Source organism: Tianweitania populi, from assembly GCF_014652875.1.
Taxonomy (GTDB): domain Bacteria; phylum Pseudomonadota; class Alphaproteobacteria; order Rhizobiales; family Rhizobiaceae; genus Tianweitania; species Tianweitania populi.
The window spans coordinates 1-15,378 of the sequence record NZ_BMZQ01000007.1; the positions used below are offsets into that span (position 1 = coordinate 1).

Annotated in this window: 12 protein-coding genes and 1 pseudogene; 7 read left to right on the forward strand and 6 right to left on the reverse strand. The window is 62.4% G+C overall.

Annotated features, from left to right (window positions below):
* Positions 1 to 221: pseudogene (locus IE166_RS19985) on the forward strand (xylose isomerase); the annotation flags it as partial.
* A 79-nt stretch (positions 222 to 300) separates the two neighbouring features.
* Here the strand turns inward: IE166_RS19985 and IE166_RS19990 are convergent.
* Genes IE166_RS19990 through IE166_RS20015 form a run of 6 tightly spaced genes read right to left on the reverse strand, consistent with a single transcriptional unit; the run spans position 301 to position 7,501 of the window.
* Positions 301 to 1,590 (reverse strand): amidohydrolase family protein, encoded by a 1,290-nt coding sequence (locus IE166_RS19990; RefSeq protein ID WP_189507508.1) that lies wholly within the window; start codon positions 1,588 to 1,590, stop codon positions 301 to 303.
* Positions 1,591 to 1,599: 9 nt separating this feature from the next.
* Positions 1,600 to 2,544: an ABC transporter permease gene (locus IE166_RS19995; RefSeq protein ID WP_189507510.1), complete on the reverse strand. Its 945-nt coding sequence runs from the start codon at positions 2,542 to 2,544 to the stop codon at positions 1,600 to 1,602.
* Positions 2,541 to 3,590 (reverse strand): ABC transporter permease, encoded by a 1,050-nt coding sequence (locus IE166_RS20000; protein ID WP_189507513.1) that lies wholly within the window; start codon positions 3,588 to 3,590, stop codon positions 2,541 to 2,543. The genes IE166_RS19995 and IE166_RS20000 overlap by 4 nt, the downstream gene beginning before the upstream one ends.
* Positions 3,580 to 5,100, reverse strand: a complete 1,521-nt coding sequence (locus IE166_RS20005; RefSeq protein ID WP_189507515.1) for an ABC transporter ATP-binding protein — start codon at positions 5,098 to 5,100, stop codon at positions 3,580 to 3,582. The genes IE166_RS20000 and IE166_RS20005 overlap by 11 nt, the downstream gene beginning before the upstream one ends.
* A gap of 6 nt (positions 5,101 to 5,106) precedes the next feature.
* Positions 5,107 to 6,504 (reverse strand): amidase, encoded by a 1,398-nt coding sequence (locus tag IE166_RS20010; protein ID WP_189507516.1) that lies wholly within the window; start codon positions 6,502 to 6,504, stop codon positions 5,107 to 5,109.
* A 10-nt stretch (positions 6,505 to 6,514) separates the two neighbouring features.
* Entirely contained in the window at positions 6,515 to 7,501 is a 987-nt protein-coding gene (locus IE166_RS20015) for a BMP family protein (RefSeq protein ID WP_189507518.1), read from the reverse strand.
* Between the two features lie 403 nt (positions 7,502 to 7,904).
* Here IE166_RS20015 and IE166_RS20020 point away from each other — a divergent pair, with 403 nt between their 5' ends.
* The 6 genes from IE166_RS20020 to IE166_RS20045 all read left to right on the forward strand — a co-directional run bounded on the left by IE166_RS20020 (position 7,905) and on the right by IE166_RS20045 (position 15,370).
* On the forward strand, positions 7,905 to 9,776 hold the full coding sequence (locus IE166_RS20020) for a TRAP transporter large permease (RefSeq protein WP_210313008.1): 1,872 nt from the start codon (positions 7,905 to 7,907) through the stop codon (positions 9,774 to 9,776).
* Positions 9,777 to 9,832: 56 nt separating this feature from the next.
* Positions 9,833 to 10,843, forward strand: a complete 1,011-nt coding sequence (locus IE166_RS20025; RefSeq protein WP_189507520.1) for a TRAP transporter substrate-binding protein — start codon at positions 9,833 to 9,835, stop codon at positions 10,841 to 10,843.
* A 69-nt stretch (positions 10,844 to 10,912) separates the two neighbouring features.
* On the forward strand, positions 10,913 to 11,716 hold the full coding sequence (locus tag IE166_RS20030; RefSeq protein ID WP_189507522.1) for an SDR family NAD(P)-dependent oxidoreductase: 804 nt from the start codon (positions 10,913 to 10,915) through the stop codon (positions 11,714 to 11,716).
* A complete protein-coding gene (locus tag IE166_RS20035) occupies positions 11,713 to 12,573 on the forward strand; it encodes an IclR family transcriptional regulator (protein WP_189507524.1) in 861 nt (286 codons plus the stop codon). Before IE166_RS20030 ends, IE166_RS20035 begins: the two co-directional genes overlap by 4 nt.
* Positions 12,570 to 13,742: an acetyl-CoA acetyltransferase gene (locus tag IE166_RS20040; RefSeq protein ID WP_189507527.1), complete on the forward strand. Its 1,173-nt coding sequence runs from the start codon at positions 12,570 to 12,572 to the stop codon at positions 13,740 to 13,742. Before IE166_RS20035 ends, IE166_RS20040 begins: the two co-directional genes overlap by 4 nt.
* Positions 13,739 to 15,370, forward strand: a complete 1,632-nt coding sequence (locus IE166_RS20045; RefSeq protein ID WP_189507528.1) for an acyl-CoA synthetase — start codon at positions 13,739 to 13,741, stop codon at positions 15,368 to 15,370. The genes IE166_RS20040 and IE166_RS20045 overlap by 4 nt, the downstream gene beginning before the upstream one ends.
* Positions 15,371 to 15,378 lie beyond the last annotated feature (8 nt).

The window sequence follows — 15,378 nt, forward strand, 5'->3', positions numbered from 1 at the left end:
GCGGCTTGAAGGCTGCGGCGAAGATGATCGAGGACGGCGTCATTACCGACTTCATCAAGCAGCGCTACCAAGGTTGGGACAAAGCGGAAGGGCAGGCGATCCTGTCAGGCAGCCGCAGCCTGGAAGACGTGGCCGCGCGGGTGACCCGCGACAATCTTCAGCCACAGCCGCGCTCCGGCAAGCAGGAATGGCTGGAGAACGTCGTCAACCGGTACGTGTGAGTGGCTTCACGCCGTTCTGGCAGACCTGGCTGAGCTTTGGAGATCTGCGGTGATGAGGTGCATCGCCGCCAACCTGACCTCAACCCGCAGGAACATAATCCCGGCCAGGATCGATGCTGGCCGGGCGTCCATCAAGAAAAAGCTCGCCGATGCGCGGGGCGCTCTTGGAGATGATCTTGCCGCTCTTGATAACAGCCAAGCGGGTGGGCTTCAGCCGCAGCGCTTCGATGACATCGGCGGCTTGCAGGATGATGAGATCGGCATTGCAGCCGACTTCGAGCCCGTAGCCTTCCAGGCCCATCGTCTTGGCGGAATTGACGGTCAGCGCGTCGAAGATCTTCTTCTTGTCTTCGATGCCGCCCATCTGCGCGACGTGGATGGCCATATGGCCGACTTCCAGCATGTCGCCGGAGCCCATCGAATACCACGGGTCCATCGTGCAATCCTGGCCGAAGGAAACGTTGAGCCCTGCCTGCATCAGTTCAGGAACGCGCGTCATGCCGCGACGCTTCGGGTAGGTGTCGTGGCGCCCCTGAAGCATGATATTGATCAGCGGGTTCGCGATCACATTGATCTCGGCTTCCGCCATCAGCGGGATCAGCTTCGAGACGTAGTAGTTGTCCATCGAGTGCATGGAAGTCAGGTGCGAGCCTGCCACGCGACCTTGCAGGCCAAACCGGACTGTTTCGGCGGTGAGCGTTTCGATGTGGCGTGACAGTGGGTCGTCGGTTTCGTCGCAATGGATATCGACGGGCAGACCGCGATCCGCAGCGATCCGGCACAGGGCTTCGAGCGACCGGCGGCCTTCGTCCATGGTGCGTTCGAAATGCGGAATGCCGCCGACGATGTCGAGACCCATGTCCAGAGCGCGCTGCAGGGACGTCTCGCCGTCTGCTGCTCGGTAATAGCCATCCTGCGGGAAGGCGACGAGTTGCAGCGTGATGTAAGGCGCGACGCGCTCGCGGACTTCGACCAGAGCCTCGGCCGTCACAAGGCGTGGATCGGAGGTATCGACATGGCTGCGGATGAAAAGCAGCCCTTGGCTCACGGCCAGATCGCAGTAGCGCAGCGCGCGTTCAACGAGCGCTTCCTTTGTTAGCAGCGGCCGCAGCTCGCCCCAAAGCGCTATGCCCTCCAGAAGCGTGCCGGAGGTATTCATGCGCGGCAGGCCGAGAGAGAGCGTCGCATCCATGTGGAAATGCGGGTCGCAAAGTGGGGGACTGACCAGCCTGCCGGTGGCATCAATCTCCTGACCGGCCGAGACCGGCAGGCTCTTCTCGATCGCAGTGATCTTGCCACCGGCCAGACCGATGTCGATACCTTGCCGGCCATCGGGCAGATTGGCGTTGCGGACGATCAGGTCAAACATAGGGAACTCCTAGCGCTCACCGCGCCGATAGGGTTGCATCAGCGCCTGCGGAACACGGGCTCGCCTAGCCATCAGCGCAAGCGCCACGATGGACAGAATGTAGGGGATCATCAGGAACAGCTGATAGGGCACAGCGCCGCCAAGCACGGTTTGCAGGCGCAGCTGGAAGCCATCGAAGAAGGCAAACAACAGGCCTCCGAGCAGGGCTCTCAGGGGACGCCAGGAAGCGAACACGACCAGCGCGATGCAGATCCAGCCGCGTCCCTGCACCATGGTCGGGAAGAAGCTGTTGAAGGCGGACAGCGTGAGGAAAGCACCGGCCATGCCCATCAGCGCGCTGCCGACGATGACGGCGCCGTACCGCACAACCATCGGGTTGATGCCCTGCGCTTCAGCCGCGTGCGGGTTCTCGCCAGTCATGCGGATGGCCAGTCCTAGAGGCGTGCGGAAGATCACGTAAGCCAGGACGAGGGCAAGGGCGATTGCCAAATAGGTCGGAGGGGTCTGAGCGAAGAATGCGGGACCTACGAAGGGAAGGTCGCTCAGGCGCGGGATGGCGATGGGCTGGAACGGCGTGATGGTGGGCGGGGTGCCGGCCACCGGCACGGCCAAGCGGAAAACGTAATAGCTGAACGAGGAGGCAAACAGGGTTACGCCGAGGCCGGACACATGCTGCGATAGGCCGAGCGTCACGGTGAGCAGCGAATGCAGCAGGCCGAACAAACCGCCGGCCAGAGCCGCCACGAGAAAGCCGGTCCAGAGATCCGCGCCGTTATAGACCGACAGCCAGCCGATCATCGCGCCGAAGGTCATGATCCCCTCGATTCCGAGATTCAGCACGCCGGCGCGCTCGCACAGGAGTGCGCCGAGCGTGCCGAGGATCAGCGGCGTGGCTATGCGCAGGACGGCTGCCCATAGGCCCGCCGAGGCGATGATGTCGAAAGCGGCGCTCATCGGCGGATCCTGTACTGGGTGAAGAAAACGGCCACGAGCATGGTCAGCAAGGACAAAGCGACAATCACGTCGGCGATGTAGCTGGGAATGCCGAGGCTGCGGCTCATTCCATCCGCGCCGACGAACATGGTGGCGGTGAACAAGGCCGCCAGCACGACGCCAAGCGGATTGAGATTGGCCAGCATGGCGACGACGATGCCGGAATAGCCGAAGCCGGGCGACAGTTCGGTGGTCACATAACCCTGCACGCCCATGACCTCGACGGCGCCGGCGAGCCCGGCGAGACCGCCGGAAATGCAGGCGACGATGACGAGGGTGCGCCCGAGCGGCACGCCGGCAAAGACCGCGCCTTCCGGGTTGAGACCGGCCGCACGCGATTGCATTCCGAAGACGGTGCGCGATTGCACGAAGGCAAGCACGAAGGCCAGAGCAACGGCGATCCCCAGGCCTAGGTGAAGGCGTGAGCGGGCCAAGAGTTTCGGCAGCATGGCGGCATCGGCGACCGGTTGCGACTGCGGCCAGCCGAAGGCCATTGGGTCCTTGAGGACGGTGTCGATCAGCATGGAGACGAAGAGCACCGCAACGAAGTTGAGGAGCAGGGTTGTCACCACCTCATCAACGGTGAAGCGCAGCCGCATCCACAGCGGCACCAGAAGAAGGATCATGCCGGCCAGCGCGCCAAGGAAGAGCAGCAAGGGGATCTGAACGATACCCGGCAGATCGCCCAATAACTGCGAACTGGCCCAGGCGACGGTGATGGCGCCGAGGTAGAGTTGTCCCTCCGCGCCGATGTTCCAAAGCCGCGCCCGGAACGCCACCGCCGCGGCAAGGCCGGTCAGGATCAAGGGGGTGGCGCGGGTCAGCGTTTCCGTTGCGGAGAGACGCGAGCCGAAAGCGCTTTTCAGGATCAGCCAATAGGCCTCAAGCACCGGAGCGCCTACGATGGCAATCAGGATGCCTGCCAGAACTAGCGCCGCCGCTATCGCGATCAGGGGTGTGGCGATCACGAGTGCAATCGGACGGTGTTCACGCCGCTCAAACCGCATGCGGCACCTCTGTCGTCCACTCGCCTGCCATCATCAGCCCAAGTTTGCGCGCCGAAGCTTCCTCGGCAGAAATTGCCGGCGAAAGCTTGCCGCCAACGATCGCCTGGATGCGGTCAGCTAGCGCCATGACCTCGTCCAGGTCCTCCGAGATCAGAAGCACTGCCGTGCCTTGCCGCTTGGCTTCCAGGATGCGCTCAAGGACGGCGGCAACGGCCCCTTCGTCCAAACCACGGGCGGGTTGCGCGGCAAGCAGGATGCGCGGCCGGTCGATCAGGTTGCGGCCGAGGATCAGCTTCTGCATGTTGCCGCCGGACAGAAGGCGGATGCGGCTTGTCGGGGCGCCGCCGCGTACGTCGAACCGGTCGACGATCGTCTGGGCGAAAGCGATCGCGGCCTTGCGATCGACGAGGCCACCCCTGGAGAAAGCTTTGACCCGTTCGAGGATCGCGTTTTCCCAGATCGCCATTTCACCAATGGCGCCTTCCTTGTTGCGGTCCTCCGGAATGCGGCCGATGCCAGCTGAGACCACGTCGGTGACCGACAGGTTGTCGACCGCCTTGCCGTAGAGCAGAAGGTCGCCCGCAGTCTTCGAGCGCGTGCCTGACAGTAATTGCGCGAGCATATGCTGGCCGTTGCCGGACACGCCGATGATGCCCAGCACCTCTCCGGCATGAAGCCGGAAATCAACCGCCTTCAGGCGGTCGACGCCGTCGGATCGGATTGTCACGGCGGCGGCTTCCAGCACCAGTTCGCCGGGTGTGGATGGCTCGCGGACAGGGCGGGTCACCGTGCGGCCGACCATCAGTTCGGCAAGCTCGGCCTTGCTGGTTTCGGAGGTATTTCGTTCCGCTACGTGCCGTCCGCCGCGCAGAACCACGACGCGGTTGGCGGCAGACAAGACCTCGTCCAGCTTGTGAGAAATGAAGATCAGGGAAAGACCCTGCGCGGCCATGTCCTTCAGCGTTGCGAACAGCCGCTCGGATTCCGCCTGCGTCAGGACGGCCGTCGGTTCGTCGAAAACAAGAATGCGGGCTTCGTTGTAGAGCGCCTTGAGGATTTCGACGCGCTGCTGCTCGCCGACAGACAGGTCGCCGAGCCGGGCGTCGGGATCGACCTTCAGGCCGAAGCGTTCGGAGATCGCCAGAAGCTTCGCGCGAGCCTCGCTGCTGCGCAATTTGGGGGACCACAGGCTTTGCGTGCCGGTGATGACGTTTTCGAGCACGGTGAGATTAGGCGCCAGCGCGAAATGCTGATGGACCATGCCGATGCCGGCACGGATGGCAGCGCGCGGTTTGCCCTGCGGCAGCTCTTGGCCGTCGACCAGCACGCGGCCCTCGTCGGCCATGTAATGGCCGAACAGGATGCTCATCAGCGTGGTCTTGCCAGCGCCGTTTTCGCCCAAAAGCGCGACGATCTCGCCTTGAGCGAGCGAGAGCGAAATACTGTCGTTGGCAAGGGTCGGGCCGAACCGCTTGCTAACGCCGACGATTTCAAGAACCGGTTTGCTCATGCGTTTTCAATTTGCCACGGGGAAGCGGTGCTGCCAGCGCTCCTCTTGCTCTAGACGTGCAGCAAGCGCAAGCAGGAGCAGGTCACGACCCATGGGTGCCATGATATGAAGGGGCAGCGGCAGGCCGTTCGCATCGGCGCCGAAGGGTAGGGTGATCGCCGGGAAACCCGTTATGTTGGCGAGTGCTGCAAGCGGCGCAAACGCGGTCATGCGCTCGATCTGCAAGGCGGTGTCATCATGGTCGAACGGGAAGGAGCCAAGCGGAAGCGGCGCGCTCGACAGCATCGGCGTGAGGAGGCAGTCGACATCCTCGAAGATGTCCCACAGCGCGCGGCTGGCTTGGATGCCGGCGTCGAGCGAGGCCCACAGTGCCTGGCCGGATAGCGTCTGACCCCTGCGGATGAAAGCGCGCGTGAGACGCTCGGCTTTCTTAGCATCAAGCTCTGCCGCATCGACATAGTTGGCGAGATTGACGGCGATTATGTCGCCGAGCGCCGTGCCGCTTGCGGAGACGGCTTTCTCGACTTTGCTCCAGGCGACCGGAACAAGGGTGTAACCATCGGCTTCGAGTGATGTTGCCGCAGCTTCGATCGTAGCGGCGCGCTCGGGATCGATGGGGAAGGTGGTACCATAGTCGGTGAGCACACCGATGCGCAGCGCGCCTGTCTGTGCCGCATGTAGATGCGGATCGGCAAAGGGTCCGCGCGCCGCGCCGCTGGCAAGATGGAAGATGGTGCTGAGGTCGCGAACCGAGCGGCAAAGAGCAAGCTCGCTGACGATGCCGCCGAGGTGATTGTTGAAGCCTGGCCCGCCAGGCATCACGCCACGTGTGGCCTTCAGCCCCACAAGGCCGCAACAGGCCGCTGGAACGCGGATCGATCCGCCTGCATCGGTGGCATGGGCGATGGAAACGATGCCGGCGCAGACAGCGGCAGCCGCGCCGCCAGAAGAGCCGCCTGGGGTCAGAGCGAGATCAAGGGGATTGCGGCATCGGGGACCGGTTGCCGGCTCGCTTGAAAGCGACAAGCCCATTTCCGGCACGGTGGTGAGGCCGAAGAAGCAGAGACCTGCATTTTGAAGACGCGCGGCAAGATCGGAATCGGACTGTGCCGATTGCCTGTCGAGCATGCCGGAGCCGGCTGCAACGGGAAGGCTGCTGAACGGTCCGCCAAGATCCTTGGCCAGACTGGGCACGCCGAGGAACGGCCGATCACCGGCAGCGTTCTTTGCAAGCAATGCATCGGCCGCCGTGGCTGCCTTCGATCCCAGCTCGTGGTCGAGGTGGACGATCGCGCCAAGATCAGACCGCCGCTCAGCGGCAGCAAGAGCCGCTTGCATGGCTTCCATGGCACTGAGGCGACCCTCTCGGATCGCCTCAGCCAGTGACGTGGCATCATCCTTCATCGCGAGCGCGTTATTTCGGCTCGTCCATGATCCTTGGCACTTCGAACGTGCCGGCCTTGATCTCGGCGCGCTTGGCTTCCATCGCTGCTTCCGCTTCGGCGGATGCAACACCCTTTACGAACACGATGTCGCTGCCGCCTTCCTTCATCAGGCCATAGGCGGTGTAGTCGCGGCCAACCGGCTTGCCGGCTGAAACGTCGGCGATGGCCGCATTGAGCACAGGGCGGAAGCCCCACAGCGCGTTGGCGAAAACGGTATCGGGATAGCGTGGCGTGTAATCGATGAGGGAGCCGACCGCCTTGATGCCACGCTCCTTGGCAGCGTCGGCCGTACCGATGCGCTCACCGAACAGAATGTCCGCGCCGGCTTCGATCTGAGCCAGCCCAGCTTCGCGCGCTTTCGGCGGATCGAAGAAGGTGCCGATGAAGGTGACGAGATGCTTGGCCTCCGGGTTCACCGCCTTCACGCCTTCACCGAAGGCGTTGATCAGCATGTTCACTTCCGGGATCGGCATGGCGCCGACCGAGCCAACCACATTGGTCTTCGTCATCTTGCCGGCCAGCATGCCTGCGAGATAGGCGCCGTCGAAGTTCCAGGTGCCGAACACGCCGAAATTGTCGCCGGCTTCCTTGCCGCTCGAACCCATGACGAAGGCCGTCTCAGGATAATCGGCAGCTACCTGACGCGCCTGCTTCTCGACCGGGAAGGTTTCGCCGATGATCAGCTTTGCGCCCTGTTCTGCGTATTCGCTCATGGCGCGCGAATAGTCGGGCCCTGACACGCCTTCAGAGAAGACGTACTCGATTGCGCCCTCGGCTGCCGCCTCTTGCAGCGCCTTGTGCAGCACGGAGTTCCAGGCGTTCTCTACCGGTGAGCCGTGAATGCCGGCGACCTTGATCGGTGCAGCAGCGCGAGCGGACGGGATCCAGGCGGATGCGCCGAGTGCCAGGCCGGAGGCGAGCACCCCGCGCCGAGACATAAGGATCTTGCTAGACATGGTTTGTTCCCCAGCATGGTTTTGCTGAGATCGATAGATAGAGCCTATAATGAAGTCAAGGATGTGCAATGCTTATCAATTAAGCAACTCACAGCTGATGTTGATCGGGAATTTGGCAGAGCAGATTAATATAATCGGTCAATTGCCAACTGCTAAACCTGACGCGCGCCGCTCTGACTCACTGCGGTCCACAATGTGGATCTTAGAGACTGCAGAAATGCTATTGAAATCAATACCTTAAGAATTCTCCTTGCAACCTGTTTGCGGAAGCGATCTGTATTTTGGACTGATTGCAGCTGTGAGGACGGCTGAAATCACGACTATGTCGCACTGGGAGGAGCGGCTGGGATTGAAGGGCATTTTGCGCCTGATCTCCGCCGATCGACGACAGGGGAGGATGATCATGAGTACAGCCGCAGTTCCGGCAACGGACGAGTTCACCGTTCCGTCCGAGTCGCTGGAAGCCACGCCCGGCTCCGCTTTCATGCGGCCGATCGAGGCGATCGCGGCAGTGCTGCTGATTGCGATCATCGGCATGCTTCTGACCGGTGTTGTGTCTCGCTACTTCTTCAATCGGCCAATCGTGTGGGTCGATGAAGCCTCCTCCATCGCCTTTCTTTGGCTGGCCATGCTCGGCACCGCAATCGCGGCGGATCGCAGCGAGCATCTGCGGCTCACCTTGTTCCTGTCGCGTATGCAGGAACGGCGGCGCGAATTCGTCGAGACCTTCGGCGTTGTGCTGATGGGCACATTCCTGATCGTTCTCCTGCCGCATGCCTATGAATATGCGGTGGGCGAAATGGACATCACGTCGTCCGCCCTCAACATTCCCGTTGGCTACCGCGTTTCGGCGATCGCTGTTGGCATGGCGCTGATGCTGGGCTTGTTGCTGGTGCGGCTTTTCCGTACGTCCCGGCTGGTCGACGTGCTGGCGTCAGCCGCCATCGTCATCGCGATCTGCGCCGTTCTGTGGTTCCTGTCGCCGACGCTGAAAGGTCTGGGCGACGCCAACATCGTGATCTTCCTCGTGGGCGGTGCTGCACTCTGCCTGGCGCTCGGCGTACCGATCGCCTTCTGTTTCGGCATCGCGACGCTGCTGTTCCTGTCGTTTACGACGTCGATGCCGCTGGTTGTCATGGTGAGCCGGATCGATGAAGGCATGTCGAGCCTGATCCTCCTATCCGTGCCGGTCTTCGTGCTGCTTGGCTGCATTCTGGATGCGACCGGCATGGGCAAGGCGATCGTCGATTTTCTGGCGTCACTGCTTGGCCATGTGAAGGCTGGCATGTCTTATGTGCTGCTCGGCTCGCTGTTCCTAGTGTCCGGTATTTCCGGCTCGAAAGTGTCCGACATGGCGACCGTCGCGCCGGCTTTGTTTCCGGAGATGAAGCGGCGGGGCCACAAGCCGAGCGAGATGATCGCGCTGCTGGCGACAGGTGCCGCGATGGCTGATACTGTGCCGCCTTCGATCGTGCTGATCGTGCTGGGTTCGGTTGCCGGCGTGTCGATTGCGGCGCTCTTCACCAGCGGGTTCGCGATCGCCATGGTGCTGCTGATCGCGCTGGCGATTTTGGCCCGCTTCAAGGCCCGGCATGAAAGCATGGACGGCATCAAGCGCGCCTCGGGAAAGACCATCCTGAAGGTGGCGCTGCTTGCAGCACCCGCTCTTGTTCTGCCTTTCATCATCCGCAGTGCGGTGGCCAGCGGTGCTGCGACGGCGACGGAAGTTTCGACCATCGCCGTGCTCTATGCCTTCGTGATCGGCATGGTCCTCTACGGCGGAATTTCGCCGCGTCGCATCTACAGCATGCTGGTGGAAACCGCTGCGATGTCGGGCGCGATCCTGCTGATACTGGGAACCGCGGCTGCTATGGCCTGGGCGCTGACGCAGACCGGCTTTGCTTTCCATCTGCGTGACGCGATGAGCAACCTGCCGGGCGGCTGGTTCACCTTCATGCTGCTGTCGATCGGCCTCTTCATGCTGCTGGGCTGCGTGCTGGAAGGCCTGCCGGCAATCGTGCTGCTGGCGCCCATCATGTTCCCGATCGCCCGCGCGCTGGGCATCAATGACATCCATTACTCGATGGTGATCGTGACCGCGATGAATATCGGCCTGATGGCGCCGCCGATCGGCGTTGGCTTCTATATCGCCTGCAAGGTCGGCAATGTGTCACCCGACGAAGCGATGGTAGCGATCTGGCCCTATATCGGCGCGCTGGTTCTCGGGCTGCTGGCAATCGCTGCCGTACCCTGGTTCTCGCTCGCCTTCCTGTAAGGCGCCGCGCCTAGCCAACAATCTGCCAAGTTCAATCAAGGAGGAGACTGAACGACATGATCATCAATCGCCGCACCATGCTTTTGGGGACGGGCACGCTTGCACTCGGTGCAGCATTCCACACCCGAGCCGACGCTGCCGAGTTCACGTACAAGTTCGCCAACAACCTTCAGACGACGCATCCGCTGAACATTCGTTTGAAGGAAGCGACCGACAAGATCCTGGAAGAAAGCGGCGGACGGCTGCAGATCAACGTCTTTCCGTCGAGCCAGCTTGGCAACGATACGGAAACACTAACCCAGCTGCGCTCGGGCGCAACCGAGTTCTTCTCGCTGTCGCCGTTGATCCTGTCGACCTTGGTGCCGAATGCCGCGATCTCGGGCATCGGCTTTGCTTTCCCGGATTATGCTGCCGTTTGGAAGGCCATGGACGGCGAACTCGGCGCCTATGCGCGTGCCGAGATCGAGAAGAAGGGCTTGGTGCCCATGGAAAAGATCTGGGACAACGGCTTCCGGCAGATCACCAGCTCGAGCAAGCCGATCAACACGCCGGACGATCTGTCGGGCTTCAAGATCCGTGTTCCGCCAAGCCCGCTGTGGCAGTCCATGTTCACGGCCTTCGGTGCGGCCCCCACAACGATCAACTTCGCGGAAGTCTACACCGCATTGTCCACCGGCACCGTGGATGGCCAGGAAAACCCGCTCGCGATCGCTTCCACGGCCAAGCTCTACGAGGTCCAAAAGAATGTGGCCATGACCAACCACATGTGGGACGGCTTCTGGTTCTTGGCCAACAAGCGTTCCTGGGAAGCGCTGCCGGAAGACCTGCGCGAGATCGTCGCCAAGAACCTCAACGGCAAAGCTGACGAGCAGCGCGCCGACACGGCGAAGCTCAACGACACGGTTCGCGAAGAGCTCACCAAGCTCGGCATGACCTTCACCGATCCGGACAAGGCCGCTTTCCGCGCCAAGCTCAAGGATGCCGGCTTCTATTCGGAGTGGAAGGGCAAGTTCGGCGATGAAGCCTGGGGCATCCTGGAAAAGGCCGTCGGCACCAGCCTGACCTGAACACTGCCTGACAACGGTCGCCGCTTCCATCTGAGGCGGCGGTCAACTCTCCTGGGGAATGAGGACCAAGTGGCAGACCGCTTGAAGAACAAGACCGCCATTGTGTTCGGCGCAGGCTCGGCCGGGCCGGGCTGGGGCAATGGCAAGGCAGCCGCTGTGCTTTATGCCCGCGAAGGCGCTGCAGTGGCCTGCGTCGATCTGGATGTGGCGGCGGCAGAGGAAACAGCTGGCATCATCACAAACGAGGGTGGGCGGGCCATCGCGATCGCGGCCGATGTCACGAAGCTCGCCTCGATCGAAGACGCCGTCGCGCAGGCGCGTGACGCCTTCGGCGCCATCACTGTGCTGCACAACAATGTCGGCGTGACCCACATGGCGGGTCCGGTCGAGTTGGATGAGGTGCGCTTCCAGCAATCCGTCGACCTGAACCTCGGTTCTGTTTACCGCACGGCGAAGGCCGTCATTCCACAGATGCTGGAAGCGGGCGGTGGGGCAATCGTCAACATTTCCTCGCTCGCCGCGATGCGCTGGACCGGCTATCCATATTTTGCCTACTACGCGACCAAAGCCGCAGTGAACCAGGCGACGGTGGCGATCGCCATCCAGTATGCCGGGCAAGGAATCCGCGCCAATTGCGTGGTGCCCGGCCTGATCGATACGCCACTGATCTACAAGCAGATTTCATCGCAATATGCTTCCGCTGAAGAGATGGTCTCGGCGCGCAATGCCGCTTTGCCGGGTGGCAAGATGGGAGACGCGTGGGACATCGCCCATGCCGCGCTGTTCCTGGTGTCTGACGAGGCCAAGTTCATCAACGGCGTCTGTTTGCCCGTGGATGGCGGGCAGAGCTGCACGGTTCCGGTGCCCCATTGAGCGAGGTGAGCGACATCACCGGCTCGCAGAGCGTCGACCGGGCGCTGAAGCTGCTGTCGCTTGTCGGGCGAAGCTCGGAAGAGGGCATGTCGCTCAACGAGATCGTCAGCCGCAGCGGCTTCAACAAGGCGACGACGCGGCGTCTGCTGCTTGCATTGATGCGCGCCAAGATGGTCGATCAGGACGAGATCGAGCGCCGCTATTATCTCGGCGAGGAAGCCTATGTGCTGGGTTCCTTCGCAGCACCGCGCTTCGGATTGCTGGAAATGTCGATGGAAAGCCTGATCCGCATTTCCCGCCAAACGGGCGACGCAAGCTTCCTGTCGATCCGCCGGGATACGCATTCCATCTGCCTGCACCGTGAGGAGGGCACCTACCCCATCCGCACCCATGCGCTGCTGAAAGGCTTCGAGCATCCGCTGGGCATTGGCGCCGGCTCGCTGGCCATGCTGGCGACCCTTGATGATGCCGAGGTAAACGAGGTGCTGGCGCGAAATGCGGACGAGCTCGCCACCGACTTCGCAGAAGTTCCAGTGACGGACGTTCGCGCAGCACTCAACCGCACGCGCATGAAGGGCTATGCCGTCAACCCTGGCATGATTTTTGCCAATTCCTGGGGGATCGGCGTAGCGCTCAGTTTTCCTGACGGACGGCTCGCGGGCGCCATCAGCTTGGCTGCCATCGACAGCCGTGTGCAGGAGCCGCGGCAAAGCGAATTGGCTTCCATTCTGCGCGAGGAAGCCGCGCGCATCGAATGCAAACTGGCGCGCATGATCGACCGGGAACGGGCAGACAAGCGGCCGAAGGCACGCAACGCAGCACCGCAACGACTTGCAGGGAGAAGGGCATCGCTATGAGCAAGGCACAGATCGTGGGCTGGTCCCATTCGCAGTTCGGCAAAACCGAATATCCCGACACGGAAGCGCTGATGGCGTCTGTTGTCGCCCCAGCGCTGGACCATGCGGGTGTCAGCGCCGAAGAGGTCGACGGCATCTTCGTCGGCGTCCTGAATGGCGGCTTCTCCAAGCAGGAGTTCCAGGGCGCGCTGGTCGGCATGGTGGAAGGCAGTCTAGCTGCGGTCCCCTCCGTGCGGCTGGAAAATGCCTGCTCGACCGGCTCATCCGCGATCTACACGGCCATGGACTTCATCGAGTCCGGGCGTGGTCGCATCGCGCTGGTCGTCGGTGCCGAAAAGATGACGGCGGTGCCGACAGAGCGCGTCAGCGACATCCTGCTCGGCGGCTCCTATCGCAAGGAAGAAGCCGATGTCGAAGGCGGCTTTGCCGGCGTGTTCGGCCGCATCGCCCAGAACTACTTCCAGCGCTATGGCGACCGTTCAGAAGAACTCGCGATGATCGCGGCCAAGAACCACGCCAACGGCGTCAACAATCCCTATGCCCATATGCGCAAGGATTTCGGCTTCGACTTCTGCAACCAGGTTTCGGACAAGAACCCGCGCGTGGCGGGGCCGCTTCGGCGCACCGACTGCTCGCTCGTTTCCGACGGTGCCGTGGCGCTGGTACTGGCGGATGAGGAGACGGCTGCCGGCCTGAACCGGGCGATCGGCTTTCGGGCCCGCGCCAATGTCAACGATGTCTTCGCGCTCAGCCGTCGCCGCGACGTGCTGGCCTTCGATGGCCCGCGCGCGGCATGGCGCAAGGCGCTGGAGCAGGGCGGCGTGACGCTGGACGATCTGTCCTTCGTCGAAACGCATGACTGCTTCACCATCGCCGAGCTGATCGAATACGAGGCGATGGGCTTGGCGCCGCAAGGCGAGGGCTACAAAGTCGTGCGCGACGGAACGACCGCAAGAGCGGGACGGCTGCCAGTCAATCCATCCGGCGGTCTGAAGTCGAAGGGTCATCCGATCGGCGCGACGGGCGTGTCTATGCATGTCATGGCGGCCATGCAGTTGATGAACGAGGCCGGTGGTATCCAGGTGCCGGACGCCAAGCTCGCCGGCGTGTTCAACATGGGCGGCGCCGCCGTTTCGAACTTCGTTTCGATCCTGGAGCGCGTGAAATGACGGCAGGCGATCCGGTAGGCGGGGTGCGGCCCAACTCGACGCGGGTCATGAATCTGGCCACGGTTCTGAGCCAGCAGGCGCGCCGCCATGGTGGTGAGCCCGGTCTGGTTTGGCGCGACCGCGTTTGGGACTGGGCCGAGTTGGAAACACGCGTCAACGCCATGGCCTATGCGCTGGTTCATGAGTTCGGCGTTCAACAAGGCGACCGGATCCTGGTGCAGTCCTCCAACTGCAACCAGATGTTCGAATCCATGTTCGCAGCCTTCAGGGTTGGCGCGGTCTGGGTGCCCACCAATTTCCGCCAAACGCCCGATGAAGTCGCGTACCTCGCGCAATCCTCAGGCGCATCGTTGATGATCTGCCAGGCGAACTTCGCCGGACATGCTGAAGCCTCACGGAATGCCAGCCCAGCCTTGAAGCAGTTCATTGCCATCGGCGAGTCCGGCTTTGGCGAGGATTATGATGCGATTGTCGCGCGCAATCTTGGCCAGACAATCAAAGCTGCCGCTGTCGATCGAGACGATCCCTGCTGGTACTTCTATACGTCCGGCACGACGGGCCGACCGAAGGCAGCGGTGCTGACGCATGGGCAGATGGCGTTCGTCATCAACAACCATCACGGCGATCTTTTCCCCGGCACGACGCATGAAGACCGCTCGATCGTGGTCGCGCCGCTGTCGCATGGCGCCGGCGTCCACCAGCTCTGCCAGGTCGCGCATGGTTGCACCACGATCCTGCTGCCGACGGAGAAGTTCGACATCGACGGGCTGTGGCGGCTGGTCGAGCAATGGAAGGTGACGAACCTCTTCACGGTGCCTACCATTGTGAAGATGCTGGTCGAGGATCCGGCGGTCGACCGCTACGACCACTCCTCCTTGCGCTACGTGATCTATGCGGGCGCACCAATGTATCGCGAGGACCAGAAGCGGGCGCTCAACAAGCTTGGCAAGGTCTTAGTGCAGTATTTCGGATTGGGCGAAGTCACTGGCGCCATCACCGTTCTGCCGCCGATGATGCACAGCGCGGAAGACGGGCCACATGCACGCATCGGCACCTGCGGCTTCGAGCGTACGGGCATGCAGGTCGAAATCCAGGATGATCAAGGCAACGAGGTCGCGCAGGGCGAAACCGGCGAAATCTGCGCCATCGGACCGGCCGTCTTCGCCGGCTACTACCAGAATCCGGAAGCCAACGCGAAAAGCTTCCGCAATGGCTGGTTCCGCACCGGTGATCTCGGCCACATGGACGAGCAGGGCTTTGTTTACATCACCGGTCGCGCGTCCGACATGTACATCTCCGGCGGCTCCAACGTTTATCCGCGCGAGGTCGAGGAGAAGCTGCTTCAGCATCCCGCAATCTCGGAAGTCGCGATCCTCGGCGTGCCGGATCCGGTGTGGGGCGAAGTCGGCGTTGCCGTCTGCGTGCCACGCGCAGGTGAGCGGGTAGAGGCGGGTGAATTGGCGGCTTGGCTCGACGGCAAGGTCGCCCGCTACAAGCTGCCGAAACGCTACGTCTTCTGGCCGGACATGCCGAAATCCGCCTATGGCAAGATCGCCAAGAAGCTGATCCGCGAAGAGCTGGAAAAGCGCGGCGACCTCAATGACGCGCCGCAGCGGCTGAGCGCCTGAGGAGGATC

Excerpts from the sequence above, each read along its gene's own strand:
- IE166_RS20010 (WP_189507516.1), bottom strand. The coding sequence starts at position 6,504 with ATGAAGGATGATGCCACGTCACTGGCTGAGGCGATCCGAGAGGGTCGC.
- IE166_RS19990 (WP_189507508.1), bottom strand. The coding sequence starts at position 1,590 with ATGTTTGACCTGATCGTCCGCAACGCCAATCTGCCCGATGGCCGGCAA.
- IE166_RS20045 (WP_189507528.1), top strand. The coding sequence starts at position 13,739 with ATGACGGCAGGCGATCCGGTAGGCGGGGTGCGGCCCAACTCGACGCGG.
- IE166_RS19995 (WP_189507510.1), bottom strand. The coding sequence starts at position 2,544 with ATGAGCGCCGCTTTCGACATCATCGCCTCGGCGGGCCTATGGGCAGCC.
- IE166_RS20005 (WP_189507515.1), bottom strand. The coding sequence starts at position 5,100 with ATGAGCAAACCGGTTCTTGAAATCGTCGGCGTTAGCAAGCGGTTCGGC.
- IE166_RS20000 (WP_189507513.1), bottom strand. The coding sequence starts at position 3,590 with ATGCGGTTTGAGCGGCGTGAACACCGTCCGATTGCACTCGTGATCGCC.
- IE166_RS20025 (WP_189507520.1), top strand. The coding sequence starts at position 9,833 with ATGATCATCAATCGCCGCACCATGCTTTTGGGGACGGGCACGCTTGCA.
- IE166_RS20020 (WP_210313008.1), top strand. The coding sequence starts at position 7,905 with ATGAGTACAGCCGCAGTTCCGGCAACGGACGAGTTCACCGTTCCGTCC.
- IE166_RS20015 (WP_189507518.1), bottom strand. The coding sequence starts at position 7,501 with ATGTCTAGCAAGATCCTTATGTCTCGGCGCGGGGTGCTCGCCTCCGGC.
- IE166_RS20040 (WP_189507527.1), top strand. The coding sequence starts at position 12,570 with ATGAGCAAGGCACAGATCGTGGGCTGGTCCCATTCGCAGTTCGGCAAA.